This window comes from Streptomyces sp. NPDC001980, from assembly GCF_040296885.1.
GTDB lineage: Bacteria > Actinomycetota > Actinomycetes > Streptomycetales > Streptomycetaceae > Streptomyces.
In genome coordinates this window covers 212,911-229,747 of record NZ_JBEOYD010000003.1, presented here as the reverse complement: position 1 = coordinate 229,747, position 16,837 = coordinate 212,911, and the positions used below count along the sequence as shown (strand labels likewise).

Genomic DNA, 16,837 nt, shown 5'->3' with positions numbered 1-16,837 from the left:
CAGGACTTGCTGATCAACCAAGCTCGACCAACGTGGGGAACTCATGCGTATTCGCGTCATCGGGGCGTCCGTCACGGGCGCCCTGGCTCTCTGTGCCCTCGCCGTCCCGGCCGCCCAGGCGGACGGGGGATCCGGTGACACCACGATCACCAAGGTCGTCGTCGACGGGGACAACAAGGTGGTCGTGGGCACGTCCGGCGCGGTGACCGTCAAGGTCGCAGTGACGGCCAAGGACAACTCCGGTATCAAGAGCGCCGACAATTTCTCGCTGTCGGGACCGGACTACGGCTTCTACACCACTTCCAAGCCGACCTGCGTGGCGGCCAGTGCGACCACCTCGACGTGCACCGGCACTGTGAAGATCGACCCGAAGGTCGACTATCTCAGCAACGCGAGCGCCGGTACCTGGTACGTCGACGCGTGGGTCGACGCCAAGGACGGGGACTTCATCTGGGTCGAGAAGGCGGGCTCCTTCAAGTTCCAGCGCGCCGCGAAGCTGACGGCCAACGCTACGCCGGAGCCGGTGAAGAAGGGCAAGACCATCACGGTCACCGGCAGCCTGACCCGCGCCAACTGGGAGTCCCTCAAGTACTCGGCGTACGGCAGCCAGTCGGTGCAGCTGCAGTTCCGCAAGAAGAGCTCCAGCGCCTACACCACGGTGAAGACCATCAAGGCCACCTCGGCGGGCGCCCTGAAGACGACGACCACGGCGACGGTGGACGGCTACTACCGCTACTCCTTCGCCGGCAACGGGACCACGGGCGCGGTCAGCGCCACGGGCGACTTCGTCGACGTGCAGTAGTCCTCCGCAGTTCGGTCACCTCCAACCCCCCACGCCTCCCTTTCTCTCCGACCTTCTCTCCGAGGAACCACATGCGTATACGCGCCACTGTGGCCGCCGTCTCCGGCGCCCTGGCACTCTCCGCTTTCGCGATGCCGGCCGCGCACGCCGCCGGCGGCTCGTCCTTCGGTACCGACGCGGCGAAGCTCTTCGCGGCCGCTCACTCGGCGTCCGGCAAGACCGCGTTCAGCGCCACCACCGCGGACGACGACGCTCCGTACGCCATGGACGTCACCTTCTCCAACGTCAAGATCGCCAAGGCGGTCACGGTCGGTACGACCGCGCACGTCGCCACGTCGGTCACCTACACGCTGACCCACGGCGCCGATGTCGACATCACCGCCGCGGACTTCTTCTCGGGCGCCTACATCTACAAGGGCTCCTACGACAACTCGGCCAACTTCCTGATCGGCGACGACCCGGCGAAGTGCACGGTCACCTCGGCGACCACCGCCAGCTGCAAGGGGAACATCGACATCTACCCCGGTGAGGGCGAGCTGTTCAACTCCGACGCCGGCCTCTGGCACGCCGGTGCCCTGGCCATCGCGTACAACGGCCAGGACCCGGCCAGCGACGACTTCGACATCACCAAGATCGGGTACGCCGACCAGGGCGCCCTCGGCAGCACCCAGGTCCAGCGCCTGTCCAAGCTGACGGTCAACGCCGCGCCGGAGCCGGTGAAGAAGGGCCAGACCATCACGGTCACCGGCAAGCTGTCCCGCGCCAACTGGGAGGACGGCAAGTACCACGGCTACACCGGCCAGTCGGTGCGGCTGCAGTTCCGCAAGAAGGGCAGCACCACGTACACCAACGTCAAGGGCATCAAGACGTCCTCGACCGGCACGCTGAAGACGACCACGAAGGCGACGGTGGACGGCTACTACCGCTTCTCCTTCGTCGGCACCGCGACGACCCCGGCGGTCAACGCGACGGGTGACTACGTCGGCGTGAAGTAGCGGCACCGGGAGTAACCCCAAGGAGACGTAATCCGGTCGCAAAGGAAACAAAATCTGACCGGATTACGTCTCACTCGTACAACCTCACTCGCCCCTCGTGGATCTGATCAGCCGAGTCAACAGACTCCCTAGATCACTTGGGCATCGCGCCCACTGTTCCCACTGGGGAATTCATGCGCATTCGTGCCACTGTGGCCGCCGTCTCCGGCGCCCTGGCCCTCTCCGCGTTCGTCGCCCCGGCCGCACACGCCGCGGGCAGCACGCCGGACGTCACCTTCTCCAACATGAAGATCAACAAGGGCAGCAGCATGGTCGTCGGCACGACCAAGGCGTCCTTCTCGGTCACGTACACCGTGACCCACGCGGCGAGCCTGAGCGCCAGCAGCTTCCAGACCGGTCCGGTCATCTACCGCGGTACCTCGATCACGTCGCCGAGCGATGTCTTCATCTCCGACGAGCCGGGCACCTGCACCGCCGCCTCCACCACGGTTCTCAACTGCAAGGCCACGCTCCTCTTCACGGTCAACGGGGACTGGGACCTGGACAACTCCGAGGCCGGCTCCTGGAACGTCGGCGCCCTCGCCGCCGACAAGGACGGCAACATGAACTGGAAGGGCGGCCTGGGCACCACCAAGGTCCTGCGCGCCACCAAGCTGACGGTCAACGCCACTCCCGAGCCGGTCAAGAAGGGCAAGACCGTCACGGTCACCGGCTCCCTGACCCGCGCCAACTGGGACACCCACAAGTACGGCGCCTACGGCAGCCAGTCGGTCAAGCTCCAGTTCCGCAAGAAGAGCTCCACCACCTACACCACCCTGAAGACCATCAAGGCCTCCTCCACGGGCGCCCTGAAGACGACGACCACGGCGTCGGTCGACGGCTACTTCCGCTACTCCTTCGCCGGCACCTCGACCAGCCCGGCGGTCAGCGCCACGGGCGACTACGTCGACGTGCAGTAACCCCGTAGGGGACAGCGCCCCGTAAGGGGCGCGGGGCTGTATGTGATGTGCGGCTCCGCCGCGCGGGCGCGATCAACTTCCACCGGGCCCGCGCGGTTCCCCACCACCGCATCACACCGGGTACTTCCGCTCCACCCACTTCCAGAGAAGCTCCAGCACCGCCGACGCCACCACGGCCACGCCGACGGCAGTCCACGGCATCGCCACCCCCACCAGCTTCAACGCGAAGAAGCTCTGCAGCGCGGGCACGGCGAGTACGAACACGAAGGCCACGCCCATCGCGGCCACCAGGGCGACGCGCCACCAGGTGTACGGCCGGGCGATGATCGCCAGCACCCACATCGAGATCAGGAACAGGGTCAGGGTCGCGGCACTGGTCTCGGCGTCCAGGGACCCCGGCCCCGTGTAGTAGTGGCGGGCGATCAGATACGTCACGAAGGTCGCGACGCCGGCCACCACGCCCCCCGGGATCGAGTAGCGCATCACCCGGCGGACGAAGTGCGGCTGCGCCCGTTCCTTGTTCGGTGCCAGGGCCAGGAAGAAGGCCGGGATGCCGATGGTCAGGGTGGAGAGCAGGGTCAGGTGCCTCGGCAGGAAGGGGTACTCGACCTGCCAGCAGACCACGAGCACCGCGAGCAGCACCGAGTACACCGTCTTGACCAGGAACAGCGTCGCGACCCGGGTGATGTTGCCGATCACCCGCCGCCCCTCGGCCACCACCGAGGGCAGCGTGGCGAAGCTGTTGTTGAGCAGCACGATCTGGGCGACCGCCCGGGTCGCCTCCGAGCCCGAGCCCATCGAGACCCCGATGTCGGCGTCCTTGAGGGCCAGTACGTCGTTCACGCCGTCGCCGGTCATCGCGACCGTGTGCCCGCGCGACTGCAACGCCCCCACCATGTCCCGCTTCTGCTGCGGGGTGACCCGTCCGAAGACGGTGCCCGCGTCGAGGGCCTCGGCCATCCCGTCCCGCTCGGCCGGCAGCCGGCGCGCGTCCACCGTCGTACCGCTGAGGCCGAGCTTGGCCGCCACCGCCCCCACCGACACCGCGTTGTCGCCGGAGATGACCTTGGCGCGGACGTCCTGGTCGGCGAAGTAGCGGAGGGTGTCGGCGGCGTCCGGGCGGAGCCGCTGCTCCAGGACCACCAGCGCGGTGGCGCCGGCCCCCTGTGCCACCTTCGGGTCGTCGAGGTCCCGGGCGGCGCGGGCGAGCAGCAGCACCCGCAGCCCCTGCTCGTTGAGGCGTACGGTTTCGGCCAGCGCCGGGTCGTCGGCGCCGAGGAGCACGTCCGGCGCCCCCAGCAGCCAGGTGCTCAGCTCCCCGTCGCCCTCGCTGAAGGTGGCCCCGCTGTACTTGCGGGCGGAGGAGAAGGGCAGCGACTCCACGCACCGCCAGTCCTCGCTGTCCGGGTAGGCGGCGATGATCGCCTGGAGGGAGGCGTTGGGGCGCGGGTCGGACTCGCCGAGCGAGCCCAGCACCTTGCGTACGTACGTCTCGTCGGCCCCGTCCAGCGCCCGCAGCTCGGTGACGTCCATGCCGCCCTCGGTGAGGGTGCCGGTCTTGTCGAGGCAGACGGTGTCGATCCGGGCGAGACCCTCGATCGCGGGGAGTTCCTGGACCAGGCACTGCTGGCGGCCCAGCCGGATCACGCCGATCGCGAAGGCGACCGAGGTGAGCAGGACCAGGCCCTCGGGGACCATCGGGACGATGCCGCCGACCGTGCGGGCGACGGCGTCCTTGAGACCGTTGTTCTTCACGACCAGCTGGGTGGCGACCAGGCCGATCGCGGCCGGGACCATCATCCAGGTCACGTACTTGAGGATGGTCGAGATACCGGTGCGCAGCTCGGAGTGGACGAGCGTGAACCTGGACGCCTCTTCGGCGAGCTGGGCCGCGTACGCCTCCCGGCCGACCTTCGTCGCCGCGAAGGCGCCGCCGCCGGCCACCACGAAGGAGCCCGACATCACCTGGTCGCCGGGGCGTTTGACGACCGGGTCGGCCTCACCGGTGAGCAGCGACTCGTCGATCTCCAGGCCGTCGGCCTCGGCACACACCCCGTCCACGACGATCTTGTCGCCGGGGCCGATCTCCATCAGGTCACCGAGCACGATCTCACTCGTGCTCACTTCGACGGCGGCCCCGTCCCGGCGCACGGTCGGCCGCGCCTCGCCTATCACCGCGAGCGAGTCCAGGGTCTTCTTCGCCCGCCACTCCTGCACGATGCCGATGCCCGTGTTGGCGAGGATCACGAAACCGAACAGGCTGTCCTGGATCGGTGCCACGGCCAGCATGACCAGCCACAGCACGCCGATGATCGCGTTGAACCGGGTGAAGACGTTCGCGCGCACGATCTCGCCGAACGAGCGGCTGCTGCGCACCGGTACGTCGTTCACCTGGCCGCGCGCGATCCGCTCCGCGACCTCGGTGGTTGTCAGGCCGGTCGCCCGCACGGGCGCCGGCAGCGGTACGGGATGCACAGGGTCGAGCTCGGCGCCCGCGTCGATGTGCTGCATGCATTCGACGGTACGTGCGGATTTGCGCGTTCACCTGCCGAGTGCCCGGAAGATCCGACCAGGGGAGGACCGAACTCGTGCGCAGGTTGTAGACGCCGAGACTCCTTGCCCACCCACCCGCCCGACTCGGGGAGGGCGGTCTGGTCGGCCTCGCGGGGGCGCGTCTACTCGGTCACCGCGCGCGGCGCCTCTGCTCGCTTGATCGCCGCGTCCCGGCGTTTCACGTAGTACACGCCGATCAGGCCGAGGCCGCCGCCGGCCAGGCAGGTCCAGATCCACCAGGTGTGGCCGTGGTCGGAGTACCAGCCGTAGAAGGGGAGCTGGGCCAGGAAGAGGACGAACCAGATGATCGTGCCGCCGGTGATCGTCGGGACGACAGGGCCCTCAAGGGGCTCCGGTGCCTCGTGCTGGGGGGTCCACTTCGCCATGGCGCTTAGCTTACGCACCCACTCGGTCTACGCGCGGAGATAGCGCTCTGGACGTCATATGTTCATACTGAAACCGTTTGTGTTTGACCACTTCTGATCGTAGGAACCTCCAATGTCAACCCCGGCTTCCACCCAGGCCCCCGCCCCCGAACAGCCGGGTGCGACCCCCGCGTACGGCGCGCTGGATCGTTACTTCAAGATCTCCGAGCGGGGCAGCACCCTGGCCCGCGAGGTGCGCGGCGGTTTCGCCACGTTCTTCGCGATGGCGTACATCATCGTGCTGAACCCGATCATCCTCGGCAGCGCGAAGGACATGTACGGCCACCAGCTCGACCACGGTCAGCTGGTCACCGCCACCGTCATCACGGCGGCCTTCACGACGCTGCTGATGGGCGTCATCGGCAACGTCCCGATCGCGCTCGCCGCCGGCCTCGGCGTGAACTCCGTCGTCGCGCTCCAGCTGGCGCCCCGGATGTCCTGGCCGGACGCCATGGGCATGGTGGTGCTCGCCGGCATCGTCGTGATGCTGCTGGTCGCCAGCGGTCTGCGCGAGCGCGTGATGAACGCCGTCCCCTACAGCCTGCGCAAGGCGATCTCGATCGGTATCGGCCTGTTCATCATGCTGATCGGTCTGGTGGACTCCGGCTTCGTCACCCGTATCCCGGACGTCGCCCAGACCACCGTCCCGCTCCAGCTCGGCGCCGACGGTCACCTCAACGGCTGGCCGGTGCTCGTCTTCGTGCTCGGCGTGCTGCTCACCCTCGCGCTGATCGTCCGCAAGGTCTCCGGCGCGATCCTGATCTCGATCGTCGCGATGACCGTGCTCGCGCTGATCATCAATGCCGTCGCCCATGTGACGAGCTGGGGCCTGACCGTCCCGACGTGGCCCGGCAACCCGGCCGCCACCCCGGACTTCGGTCTGCTCGGCAAGGTCAGCCTCTTCGGCGGCTTCGGCAAGGTCGGCGTGCTGACCGGCATCCTCTTCGTCTTCACGGTCCTGCTGTCCTGCTTCTTCGACGCCATGGGCACGATCATGGGCGTCAGCGACGAGGCCAAGCTGACCGACGCCCAGGGCTACATGCCGGGCATCAACAAGGTCCTCTTCATCGACGGTGTCGCGGTCGCGGTCGGCGGTGCCAGCTCCTCCTCCGCCACCACCTGCTTCGTCGAGTCGACGGCGGGCGTCGGCGAGGGCGCCCGCACCGGCTTCGCCAACGTCGTCACCGGCGGACTGTTCGCCGTGGCGCTGTTCCTCACCCCCGTCGCCACGATGGTCCCGTCCCAGGCGGCCACCCCGGCGCTGTTCGCGGTCGGCTTCCTGATCCTGGCCGGGTCGATCAAGGAGATCGACTGGGCCGACCACACGCTCGCGATCCCGGCCTTCGTGACCATGGTGATGATGCCGTTCACCTACTCGATCACGAACGGCATCGGCATGGGCTTCATCACCTTCGTGGTGCTGCGCCTGGCCGCCGGCCGGGCCAGGGAGATCCCGGTCGCGATGTACGTGGTCTCGGCGGTGTTCGCCTTCTACTACCTGATGCCGGCCCTCGGCCTCACGTGACCTCCCGGGGTCAGGTGACCTTCATCTGGTCGCCGTAGAACCGCTCCGTCTCCTCGACGGCGGCCGAGAACCGCTCGTCGAAATCGTCCCGAATGAGCGTCCGGACCACGTAGTCCTGGACGCTCATTCCCCTTTTCGCCGCATGACACCGGAGCCGGTCGAGCAGCTCCTTGTCTATCCGCAGGCTGAACACACTGGTCCCCATGGATACGAGGGCGCCACATCCGCGCGCCCGATGCGTCACTTTCCGGATCCGGCTCACCCGTACGGGTGACGCGATGTTTTCTGGGGGATGCCCCCAGGCCCCCGGATTCAGTGGCCGAGGTCACGGGCATATCGGCGTGTCCGGGTGGTCTTTAGGTAGGGTAATGAGTTACTCTAAAGAACATGCCGGACCTTACCCATGGCGACGACGCGGCCGCCGTGAACTCCCTCCGCTCCGCCGTGATGCGACTCTCGCGACGGCTCAAGCACCAGCGGGTCGACGAGTCACTGAGCCCCACCGAGATGTCGGTGCTGGGCACCCTCTCCAACTGCGGCCAGGCCACCCCCGGTGAGCTGGCCCGCAAGGAGCACGTGCAGCCGCCCTCGATGACCCGCATCGTCGCGCTGCTGGAGGCCAAGGGACTGGTCCGACTGGAGCCGCACCCCGAGGACCGGCGCCAGAAAGTCGTCACCAAGACCGAACAGGCCGAGGCGATGCTCGAGGAGAGCCGTCGCAAGCGCAACGCGTTCCTGGCCGGCCTGGTCGACGGCCTCGACGAGGACGAGTGGGCGAAACTCCGCGCCGCCGCCCCCGTGCTGGAGAAGCTCGCACACCTGTAACAGCCGATAGAAGGAGGAGGCGAATCCGTTTGAGTACGGGACCCGGAACACCTTCCGCCCCCGCACCGACCGCCCCTACTACCCCCGCAGCCCGTAAGTCCTCGATGTTCAGCTCGCTGAAGGTCAGGAACTACCGGCTGTTCTTCGCCGGCCAGGTCGTCTCGAACATAGGCACCTGGATGCAGCGCATCGCGCAGGACTGGCTGGTCCTCAGCCTCACCGGCTCCGCGACCGCCGTCGGCGTCACCACCGCCCTGCAGTTCCTGCCGATGCTCCTCTTCGGCCTCTACGGCGGGGTCCTGGTCGACCGCCTCAACAAGCGGCGGGCCCTCCTCGTCACCCAGACCTCCATGGCCCTCACCGGCATCGCGCTGGCGCTGCTGACCCTCTCCGGCCATGTCCAGGTCTGGCACGTCTACCTCGCCGCCTTCGTCGTCGGCCTGGCCACGGTCGTCGACAACCCGGCCCGCCAGTCCTTCGTCTCCGAGATGGTCGGCCCGGACCAGCTGCAGAACGCGGTCAGCCTGAACTCCGCGAACTTCCAGTCCGCCCGCCTGGTCGGCCCGGCCGTCGCCGGCCTCATGATCACCGGCGTGGGCACCGGCTGGGCGTTCCTCTTCAACGGCCTGTCCTTCGTCGCCCCCCTCGTCGGACTGCTGCTCATGCGCGCGCGTGACCTGCACGCCGTCCAGCGCACACCCAAGGGGAAGGGCCAGCTCCGAGAGGGCCTGCGCTATGTCGCCGGACGCCCGGACCTGACCTGGACCATCATCCTGATCGGGTTCATCGGCACCTTCGGCTTCAACTTCCCCGTCTACCTCTCCGCCTTCGCGGACGACGTCTTCCACGCGGGCGCCGGCTCCTACAGCCTCTTCAACACCCTGATGGCGGCCGGCTCCCTGGCCGGCGCCCTGCTCGCGGCCAGACGCGGCACGGCCAAGATGCGCGTGATGCTCGCGGCTGCGGTGGCCTTCGGCGGTCTGGAGCTGGTGGCCGCGACCGCCCCCTCGCTCTGGCTGTTCTCCCTGCTCATGGTCCCGATCGGCATGTTCGGCATGACGGTCAACGTCACCGCCAACACCACCGTCCAGATGGGCACCGACCCGGCCATGCGGGGCCGGGTGATGGCCCTCTACATGATGGTGTTCATGGGCGGCTCACCCATCGGCGCGCCCATCGCCGGCTGGATCACGGACACCTACGGCGTCCGGGCGGGCCTCGCCGTCGGCGGTGCGATCGCCGCGGCCGCGGCGATCGTCATCGGCCTCGTCCTGGCCCGGGTCGGCAACCTCCGCCTGTCGGTCGGCTGGCACGCCGGCCACCCCCGGGTCCGCTTCGTCCCGAGAGAACAGCAGGAACAGCTCGCACCGGCGGCCTGAGAACCGGCGGCCCCGGACACGTACGGACGCGGGTACCGGCCCGGAGGCGGACTACAGCCTCCGGGCCAGTACCTGTCCCGGCCAGTCGCGCATCGCCGTGTAGGTGTCGGTGCGGGTGAAGCCGTTGCTCTCGTAGTAGCGGACGAGCTTTCCGTCGGCGCCCGCGTAGCAGTCCACCCGCAGCAGCGCGACCCCGGCCCGCCGGGTCTCCTCGGCCGCGTGCGCCAGCAGGGCGCTGCCGATGCCGTGGCCCTTGAAACGGCGGTCGGAGGCGAGCCAGTGGATGTACCGCTCGGGTTCACCGGGCGGCGGCAGATGGGCCAGGTAGGCGCCGGGGGCGTCGGTGAGGGTGAGCGTGGCGGCCGGCACCCCGTCCGCCGCGGCGAGGTACGTCACACCCTCGTCCATGTACCGGGCGACCGACTCCACGGTCTTCTCGTTCGCCGACAGCGGGGTGGTCCCCCACTGCTCGGTGCGCCCCAGCCCCACCAGCCATTCCACGCAGCTGTCGAGCATGCCGAGGATCACGGGTATGTCGTCGGGTCCGGCTTCTCTGATGGCGATCTGCATCGCCCCATGATGGCAGGGTGGTCCGCATGAGACTCTTCGCCGCCGTGCTGCCCCCGGAGGACGTGGCCGTCGAACTCGCCGAGCGCGTGGCCGAGTTGAAGAAGCTGCCCGGCGCCGCGGCGCTGCGCTGGACCGGCCGCACCGGCTGGCACTACACCCTCGCGTTCTACGGCGAGGTCGACGACGACGTCGTACCGGACCTCTCGGACCGCCTCGCCCGCGCAGCCCACCGCACCCCGCCCTTCGCGCTGGCCATCGCGGGCGGCGGGCAGTTCGGACACGGCAGGGCCCTGTGGGCAGGGGCCGACGGCGACCTGGGCACCCTCCGCCTGCTGGCCGACCGCGCGGAGGCGGCGGCCCGGAAGGCGGGCCTGCCGATGGGGGAGCACCGCCGCTACAAGGCCCACCTGACGGTGGCCCGCAGCCGGGACGCGGTGCAGGTACGGCCGTACGTCACGCTGCTGGCGGAGTTCACGAGCCGGACCTGGACGGTGGGGGAGCTGGCGCTGGTGCGCAGCAACCTGCCGACGTCGGGGGTGCCGGGGGAGCAGCCGCGGTACGAGGTGGTCGGCCGCTGGGGGCTCGGGGCGGGCGGTTAGGCTCGGTGCCGTGGACCCGAAGACCAGGAACCGGATCATGGCCGGTGCGCTTGTGTTGTTGTTCGTTGTGGTGGCCGTGGCCTCTGCCATGAGGTGAGGGCCGGCTGGGGAACTGCGGCCACCGTTGCCGGCCGCGGGCAGTCGGTGGCTGGTCGCGCAGTTCCCCGCGCCCCTTGCGGGGCGCTTACCAGGCGAAGGCCTCCGGGGACGGCCCCGGGCCCGGGAAGATCTCGTCCAGCCCGGCCAGCAGCTCCTCGCTCAGTTCGAGCTCCACGGCCCTCAGTGCCGAGTCGAGCTGTTCGCCGGTGCGCGGGCCGACGATCGGGCCGGTGACGCCGGGGCGGGTGAGCAGCCAGGCCAGGGCGGCCTCGCCCGGCTCCACACCGTGCTTGTCCAGCAGGTCCTCGTAGGCCTGGATCTGGGCGCGGATGGTGGTGTTGGCGAGGGAGTCGGCGGCCCGGCCACTGGCACGGCGCCCGCCCTCGACCTCCTTCTTGAGCACACCGCCGAGCAGCCCGCCCTGCAGCGGCGACCAGGGGATGACCCCGAGGCCGTACTCCTGCGCGGCCGGGATGACCTCCATCTCGGCGCGGCGCTCGGCGAGGTTGTAGAGGCACTGCTCGCTGACCAGCCCGATGGTCCCGCCGCGCCGGGCGGCGATCTCGTTGGCCTGGGCGATCTTGTAGCCGGGGAAGTTGGAGGAGCCGACGTAGAGGATCTTCCCCTGCGTGACGAGGGTGTCGATCGCCTGCCAGATCTCCTCGAAGGGGGTCCGGCGGTCGACGTGGTGGAACTGGTAGACGTCGATGTAGTCGGTCTGCAGCCGCTTGAGGCTGGCGTCGACCGCGCGCCGGATGTTCAGCGCGGAGAGCTTGTCGTGGTTGGGCCAGGCATCCCCGTCGGCGGCCATGTTGCCGTACACCTTGGTGGCGAGCACGACCTTGTCGCGGTGGACGGGGCTCTTGGCGAACCAGTTGCCGATGATCTCCTCGGTCCGCCCCTTGTTCTCACCCCACCCGTACACGTTGGCGGTGTCGAAGAAGTTGATGCCGGCGTCGAGGGCCGCGTCCATGATCGCGTGACTGTCGGCCTCGTCGGTCTGCGGGCCGAAGTTCATGGTGCCGAGGACGAGTCGGCTGACCTTGAGTCCGGTACGTCCGAGCTGCGTGTACTTCATGGTCACCAAGCCAACGGCGTGGAGTGCGCTCTAAGCAAGGCCTGGGCGCCTCACTCGGTGGGAAACTCGTCGGTCTTGAGGACGAGGTCCACCACCGTGCCGGTCAGGTCGACGTCGGTGCCGAAGTCGACCTTCGTCTCGGTCGCGTAGGTGTCGCCCTTGGGGTTGGTGTAGACGTGGCAGCGGCGCTGGTAGGGGTCGGCGATCAGGTAGAGGGCGACCTCGGCCACCGCGTACGCGGCCTTCTTGAGGCCGTAGTCGTTGGCCGCGGTGCCCCTGGAGATGACCTCGGCGACGAACTCGACGTCCTGGTAACGCCAGAGCCCTTTCTTCGTCTTGGCGGCGCTCTCGGCCATCAGCGTCACGTCCGACGCGAACCCGTTGAGGTGCCCCGGGTAGTCGACACGGACGTCGGACTTGATCCGCTTCCGGGGGTACTTGGTCCGCAACTGCTCGACGATGTCCGCGATGATCTCCCAGTGGGTGTCCCACTGCGGCGACATGAAGACGGTCCCCTCGACGATCTCGACCTTGTATCCCTCGGGGGCGGGCATCTTCTCGATCCGCTCGAACAGCTCGTCGAGCGTGATCTCGTCGTCGCTCTCGGCCATCGCGATCCTGTCTTCGAGGGCGGTCATCCTGGCGCTCCTCCCCGGCTGCTCTCCGCACGAGTGCAGCCGCGCGTTTCAACGATACGCACGGTGACCGGGAAGCGGCCGAAGTCGGTCAACTGGCTCCGGCCGCGTACTCGTCGCCCAGGTCCCAGCCCCGCCACATCGCCTCCGCGAACGCCCCCGCGATCCGGTGCTCGCCGTTCGCGTTCGGGTGGGTGCCGTCGTAGGTGTCCGTGTGGATGTCGTAGGACTCCGGCGGCGAGGCCATGAGGACCGGGGAGCGGGGCTCGTCCAGGTCGGCCGCGGTCTTGGCCAGGAGTTCGTTGAAGAGGGTCACCTGTTCCGCGAACGGCTCGTCCGTCGTCGCGCGGACGTTCGGGATCACCGGCAGCAGCACCATGTGGATGCGCGCGTTGGCCTCCCGCGCCGCCGCGACGAAGGTCCGCGCGTTCGCCGCCGTCTGCTCCGCGTTCGTGTAGAAGCCCAGGTCGATCAGGCCGAGGGAGACGAGGAGGACGTCGGCGCGGCAGGAGCGCACCGCCTCCCCGATCAGCGGCGCCATGTGCAGCCAGCCCTCGCCCCAGCCGGCCAGGTGGGCGCGGGGGAAGTCGGGGTCGGTGTAGGCGTACGAGGTCGGCGCCTCGGCCAGCTTGTCGTACAGCGTCTCGCGGGGGCCGACCAGTGTGAACGGGCCGCCGTACGTCGCGCACAGGTGCTGCCACATGCGGTACCGCCACGTGTGCTCGCCCGTGCTGCCGATCGTCATCGAGTCCCCGACGGGCATGAACCTGAGCATCCGCTCATGATGGACGATCAGCGGGAGCGGCGGGGTGTGAGGACCGACACGTCCGCCGCGTTCGAACACAGCGCGGGATGGCAGGCTTGGGCCCATGCGTCCACGATCGCTCGCCCTCCTCGCCGGTGTCCTGCTCACGGGTGCCCTCGCCGCCGCACCCGCCTCCGCCGCCGACGGCACCGGTGGCGGCGCCGGTGACAAGGGATTCACGATCAAGGACCCGCGGATCGCCGAGTCCAGCGGTCTCGCCGCCTCCCACCTGCACCCCGGCATCTACTGGACGCACAACGACAGCGGCGACGGCCCGTACATCTACGCCGTCGACAGCGCGACCGGGAAGACCGTCGCGAGGATCACGCTCAGCGGAGTCGGCACGCCCCGTGACGTCGAGGCCATCTCCATCGGCCCCGACAACCAGATCTACGTCGGCGACATCGGCGACAACCTCGACGGCAGCTGGCCGTACGTCTGGATCTACCGGCTGCCCGAGCCGAAGAAGCTCGTCGACCAGACCGTCCGGGCCACGCAGTACGTCGTCAAGTACTCCAACGGCGCCCGGAACGCCGAGTCGCTGATCGTGCACCCCAAGACCGGGCGGGTGTACATCATCGACAAGAAGGAGGACGGCGGGCATCTGTACGAGGGCCCGGCGACCCTCTCCCCGACGGGTACGAACATCTTCAAGCCCGTCGCCGCCGTCGACCTCTGGGCCACCGACGCCGCCTTCTCGCCCGACGGCACGCAACTCGCCGTACGCGGCTACCTCGGCGGCATTTACTACGACTGGAACGGCGGGAAGATCAAGCGCGAGGGGCGGCTCGACGTGCCGCTCCAGAAGCAGGGCGAATCGGTCACCTACTCCGCCGACGGCACCAAGCTGATGTACGGGAGTGAGGGCGCCGACAGCCCGGTGCAGGCGCAGGACGTGCCGGGCGGGTCCGGCAAGGCGTCACCGTCGGCCGGCGGCAGTTCGGCCGCCGGGAGCGACGGCGGGAGCTCCCCGAGCGCCGGGGCGAAGGTCGGTGCCGTCGCTGTCGGGGTCGCCGTGCTCGCCTTCTTCGGGCTGCGGCGGCTGCGGCGCCCGTCCGCCCGCCGGCACTGACCCCGGCCCGGCGCACGGCCGTCCCGCCGGACGTCACTCTTCCGGCCCACCGGCCGGGCGGCCCCGCACAGGGCCGTGCAGGCTGGGAACGGTCCCGCGGGACGGGGCGGCAACGAGGCGGCACCGGGTCCCGCCGCACGGAACGGGAGCACCCATGCGCCGTAACGCCCTGCGCCTGGCCGGGCACGTCTGCCTGCTCACGGCCGCCCTGGCCCTGACCGTCCCCGCCACCGCCGTCCCCGCCACCGCCGTCCCCGCCGCGGCGGGGCCCGTCCGGACGGCCCGGGCCGCGGCCCTGCCGCAGCTCCGCTCGGTCAGCCTGCCGATCAAGGGCACCTTCAAGGGCCCGAGCGAGAACATCGCCGTCACGGGCACCCTCGACGTCTCCGTCATCACCCTCCCGAACACCGCCGGCGGCGGCACCGCCCAGATCATCAGCAGCCTGGACGACGCCTCCGGCACCGGCGACCCGAGCGGCGGGACGTACGACCTCGTCGGCGCGCACCGGGACGACCTGCCCTTCTCGGCGGCGGCGACCACGACGCTCAAGGTCAGGCCCGTCCTCCAGCTGATCTCCCCGGTCGTGCCGCCCAACCCGGTCGTCCCGCCCAACCCGATCCGGCCCGTCACGGTCTCGGTCACCCTCAGCAGCACCGGCGCGATCGGCGCCGTCACCGCCACGGTCGGCCCCTGACGCCGGGCGCTGCTGCCGGCCCGCTGGCAGTGGCTGGCAGCAGGTGACGTGCACGGCGGCGTGATGCGGTGGCGTCACCCGGGTGGCGGACCGTGATGCCCGAAATGCACGGGTACGGGTGTCGGTGCAGCAGGCTGTTCCCGCCGGTCGTCGACAGGGGCGGCCGGACACCGCACCACGACGGCTGATGGAGCTGACATGTCCAACGTGCCCGCCGACCTCCGCTACACCGACGACCACGAGTGGATCCGCACCGAGGCCGACGGCAGCTTGTCCGTCGGCATCACCTATCACGCCCAGAAGAACCTCGGCGACATCGTCTTCTTCGAGCTGCCCGAAGTCGGCAGGAAGATCCAGGCGGGTGACCCCGTCGGCACGGTGGAGTCGGTCAAGGCGGTGTCCGAGATCTTCAGTCCGTTCGACGGCGAGATCGTCGCGGTCAACGACGAGGTCGTCGACAGCCCCGAGGAGGTCAACTCCGAGCCCTACGCGATGTGGCTCTTCAGGATCAAGACCAAAGGCGGGGCGTCGTCCAACGGGCTGCTCGACGCCAAGGCGTACCAGAAGCTCGTCGACGGAGGGTGAAAGCCCGAGGGGCGCCCGGTGTATCCGCACCGGGCGCCCCTCGTCGTGGACCGCAGGCGGTCAGAGCTTCTCGATCACGTAGTCGACGCACTTCGTCAGCGCCTCGACGTCCGCCGGGTCGATCGCCGGGAACATCGCGATGCGCAGCTGGTTGCGGCCGAGCTTGCGGTAGGGCTCGGTGTCCACGATGCCGTTGGCGCGCAGCACCTTGGCGACGGCGGCCGCGTCGATCTCGTCGGCGAAGTCGATCGTGCCGATGACCTGCGAGCGCTGGCCCGGGTCGGCGACGAACGGGGTGGCGTACTTGGACTCCTCGGCCCAGGTGTACAGGCGGGTCGAGGAGTCCTTCGTGCGCGCCGTCGACCAGGCGAGACCGCCCTGGCCGTTGAGCCACTCCAGCTGCTGGTCGAGCAGGAAGAGGGTGGCCAGGGCGGGGGTGTTGTACGTCTGGTTCTTGCGGGAGTTGTCGATCGCGGTGGGGAGGCTGAAGAACTCCGGGACGTGGCGGCCGGACGCGTGGATGCGCTCGGCGCGCTCGATCGCGGCCGGGGAGAAGACGCCGATCCACAGGCCGCCGTCGGAGGCGAAGGACTTCTGCGGGGCGAAGTAGTAGACGTCGGTCTCCGTGACGTCGACCGGGAGGCCGCCGGCGCCGGACGTGGCGTCCACGAGGACCAGCGCGCCCTCGTCGGCGCCCGCGACTCGCCTGATGGGCATGGCGACGCCGGTCGAGGTCTCGTTGTGGGTGAAGGCGTACACGTCGACGCCGGCCTCGGCCCGCGGCGCCGGGTGGGTGCCCGGGTCGGAGGCGATGACGGTGGGCTCGGCCAGCCAGGGGGCGAGCTTGGCGGCCTTGGCGAACTTGGACGAGAACTCGCCGAAGTTCAGGTGCTGCGACCTGGCGTCGATCAGGCCGTGGGTGGCGACGTCCCAGAACGCGGTCGAGCCGCCGTTGCCGAGGACGACCTCGTAGCCGTCCGGGAGGGAGAACAGGGCGCTGATGCCCTCGCGGACCCGGCCGACCAGGTTCTTGACCGGGGCCTGGCGGTGGGAGGTGCCCATCAGGGAGGTACCGGTGGCGGCCAGCGCGTCCAGCGCTTCCGTCCGCACCTTGGAGGGGCCAGCGCCGAAGCGTCCGTCGGCGGGCTTGATGTCAGCGGGGATCTGGATGTCAGCCACGGGGTGAGGTTAGCCGGTGGGGGAAACCTGGGCGAAACCTCGTCCGTCGGGTGAGACG

General features: G+C 69.4%; 18 protein-coding genes. 10 read left to right on the top strand and 8 right to left on the bottom strand.

What is annotated here, in order from left to right; genetic code table 11:
* Window positions 1-43: 43 nt before the first annotated feature.
* From ABT137_RS05680 to ABT137_RS05670, 3 genes are all read left to right on the top strand, one after another.
* Window positions 44-802 (top strand): calcium-binding protein, encoded by a 759-nt coding sequence (locus ABT137_RS05680; RefSeq protein WP_351702965.1) that lies wholly within the window; start codon window positions 44-46, stop codon window positions 800-802.
* Between the two features lie 71 nt (window positions 803-873).
* Window positions 874-1,797, top strand: a complete 924-nt coding sequence (locus ABT137_RS05675; protein ID WP_351702962.1) for a hypothetical protein — start codon at window positions 874-876, stop codon at window positions 1,795-1,797.
* 173 nt (window positions 1,798-1,970) lie between these two features.
* Entirely contained in the window at window positions 1,971-2,756 is a 786-nt protein-coding gene (locus ABT137_RS05670; protein ID WP_351702959.1) for a hypothetical protein, read from the top strand.
* A gap of 111 nt (window positions 2,757-2,867) precedes the next feature.
* Here ABT137_RS05670 and ABT137_RS05665 read toward each other — a convergent pair whose 3' ends face one another.
* Both ABT137_RS05665 and ABT137_RS05660 read right to left on the bottom strand, forming a co-directional pair.
* Window positions 2,868-5,267 carry an HAD-IC family P-type ATPase gene (locus ABT137_RS05665; RefSeq protein WP_351702956.1) on the bottom strand — a complete coding sequence of 800 codons (2,400 nt, stop codon included), beginning with the start codon at window positions 5,265-5,267 and terminating at the stop codon, window positions 2,868-2,870.
* A 164-nt stretch (window positions 5,268-5,431) separates the two neighbouring features.
* The gene (locus tag ABT137_RS05660) at window positions 5,432-5,695 is read right to left on the bottom strand and encodes a DUF2530 domain-containing protein (protein ID WP_351702953.1); all 264 of its coding nucleotides are present in this window, start codon (window positions 5,693-5,695) and stop codon (window positions 5,432-5,434) included.
* A gap of 112 nt (window positions 5,696-5,807) precedes the next feature.
* Between ABT137_RS05660 and ABT137_RS05655 the strand changes: the two genes are divergently transcribed.
* The gene (locus tag ABT137_RS05655) at window positions 5,808-7,259 is read left to right on the top strand and encodes an NCS2 family permease (protein WP_351702950.1); all 1,452 of its coding nucleotides are present in this window, start codon (window positions 5,808-5,810) and stop codon (window positions 7,257-7,259) included.
* A 10-nt stretch (window positions 7,260-7,269) separates the two neighbouring features.
* On the opposite strand, the gene ABT137_RS05650 is transcribed toward ABT137_RS05655, so the two are convergent.
* On the bottom strand, window positions 7,270-7,464 hold the full coding sequence (locus ABT137_RS05650) for a ribbon-helix-helix protein, CopG family (RefSeq protein WP_351702947.1): 195 nt from the start codon (window positions 7,462-7,464) through the stop codon (window positions 7,270-7,272).
* Between the two features lie 182 nt (window positions 7,465-7,646).
* On the opposite strand from ABT137_RS05650, the gene ABT137_RS05645 reads away from it, so the two are divergent.
* Together ABT137_RS05645 and ABT137_RS05640 are read left to right on the top strand one after the other, a co-directional pair.
* On the top strand, window positions 7,647-8,084 hold the full coding sequence (locus tag ABT137_RS05645) for a MarR family winged helix-turn-helix transcriptional regulator (RefSeq protein WP_351702944.1): 438 nt from the start codon (window positions 7,647-7,649) through the stop codon (window positions 8,082-8,084).
* 29 nt (window positions 8,085-8,113) lie between these two features.
* Window positions 8,114-9,463 (top strand): MFS transporter, encoded by a 1,350-nt coding sequence (locus ABT137_RS05640; RefSeq protein ID WP_351702941.1) that lies wholly within the window; start codon window positions 8,114-8,116, stop codon window positions 9,461-9,463.
* Between the two features lie 51 nt (window positions 9,464-9,514).
* On the opposite strand, the gene ABT137_RS05635 is transcribed toward ABT137_RS05640, so the two are convergent.
* Window positions 9,515-10,033, bottom strand: a complete 519-nt coding sequence (locus ABT137_RS05635; protein ID WP_351702938.1) for a GNAT family N-acetyltransferase — start codon at window positions 10,031-10,033, stop codon at window positions 9,515-9,517.
* A gap of 26 nt (window positions 10,034-10,059) precedes the next feature.
* Here ABT137_RS05635 and thpR point away from each other — a divergent pair, with 26 nt between their 5' ends.
* A complete protein-coding gene (thpR, locus tag ABT137_RS05630; RefSeq protein WP_351702935.1) occupies window positions 10,060-10,632 on the top strand; it encodes an RNA 2',3'-cyclic phosphodiesterase in 573 nt (190 codons plus the stop codon).
* A 184-nt stretch (window positions 10,633-10,816) separates the two neighbouring features.
* On the opposite strand, the gene ABT137_RS05625 is transcribed toward thpR, so the two are convergent.
* The 3 genes from ABT137_RS05625 to ABT137_RS05615 all read right to left on the bottom strand — a co-directional run bounded on the left by ABT137_RS05625 (window position 10,817) and on the right by ABT137_RS05615 (window position 13,219).
* The gene (locus ABT137_RS05625) at window positions 10,817-11,809 is read right to left on the bottom strand and encodes an aldo/keto reductase (protein WP_351702932.1); all 993 of its coding nucleotides are present in this window, start codon (window positions 11,807-11,809) and stop codon (window positions 10,817-10,819) included.
* 50 nt (window positions 11,810-11,859) lie between these two features.
* Window positions 11,860-12,447 carry a Uma2 family endonuclease gene (locus ABT137_RS05620; protein WP_351702929.1) on the bottom strand — a complete coding sequence of 196 codons (588 nt, stop codon included), beginning with the start codon at window positions 12,445-12,447 and terminating at the stop codon, window positions 11,860-11,862.
* A gap of 88 nt (window positions 12,448-12,535) precedes the next feature.
* Window positions 12,536-13,219 (bottom strand): GDSL-type esterase/lipase family protein, encoded by a 684-nt coding sequence (locus ABT137_RS05615; RefSeq protein ID WP_351702926.1) that lies wholly within the window; start codon window positions 13,217-13,219, stop codon window positions 12,536-12,538.
* Window positions 13,220-13,313: 94 nt separating this feature from the next.
* Here ABT137_RS05615 and ABT137_RS05610 point away from each other — a divergent pair, with 94 nt between their 5' ends.
* The 3 genes from ABT137_RS05610 to gcvH all read left to right on the top strand — a co-directional run bounded on the left by ABT137_RS05610 (window position 13,314) and on the right by gcvH (window position 15,600).
* Window positions 13,314-14,321, top strand: coding sequence for a TolB-like translocation protein (locus ABT137_RS05610; protein WP_351702924.1), 1,008 nt, complete (start codon window positions 13,314-13,316; stop codon window positions 14,319-14,321).
* 154 nt (window positions 14,322-14,475) lie between these two features.
* Window positions 14,476-15,015: a hypothetical protein gene (locus tag ABT137_RS05605; RefSeq protein WP_351702921.1), complete on the top strand. Its 540-nt coding sequence runs from the start codon at window positions 14,476-14,478 to the stop codon at window positions 15,013-15,015.
* Window positions 15,016-15,213: 198 nt separating this feature from the next.
* Window positions 15,214-15,600, top strand: a complete 387-nt coding sequence (gene gcvH, locus ABT137_RS05600; protein WP_351702918.1) for a glycine cleavage system protein GcvH — start codon at window positions 15,214-15,216, stop codon at window positions 15,598-15,600.
* A gap of 60 nt (window positions 15,601-15,660) precedes the next feature.
* On the opposite strand, the gene serC is transcribed toward gcvH, so the two are convergent.
* On the bottom strand, window positions 15,661-16,779 hold the full coding sequence (gene serC, locus ABT137_RS05595; protein WP_351702915.1) for a phosphoserine transaminase: 1,119 nt from the start codon (window positions 16,777-16,779) through the stop codon (window positions 15,661-15,663).
* Between the last annotated feature and the right edge of the window lie 58 nt (window positions 16,780-16,837).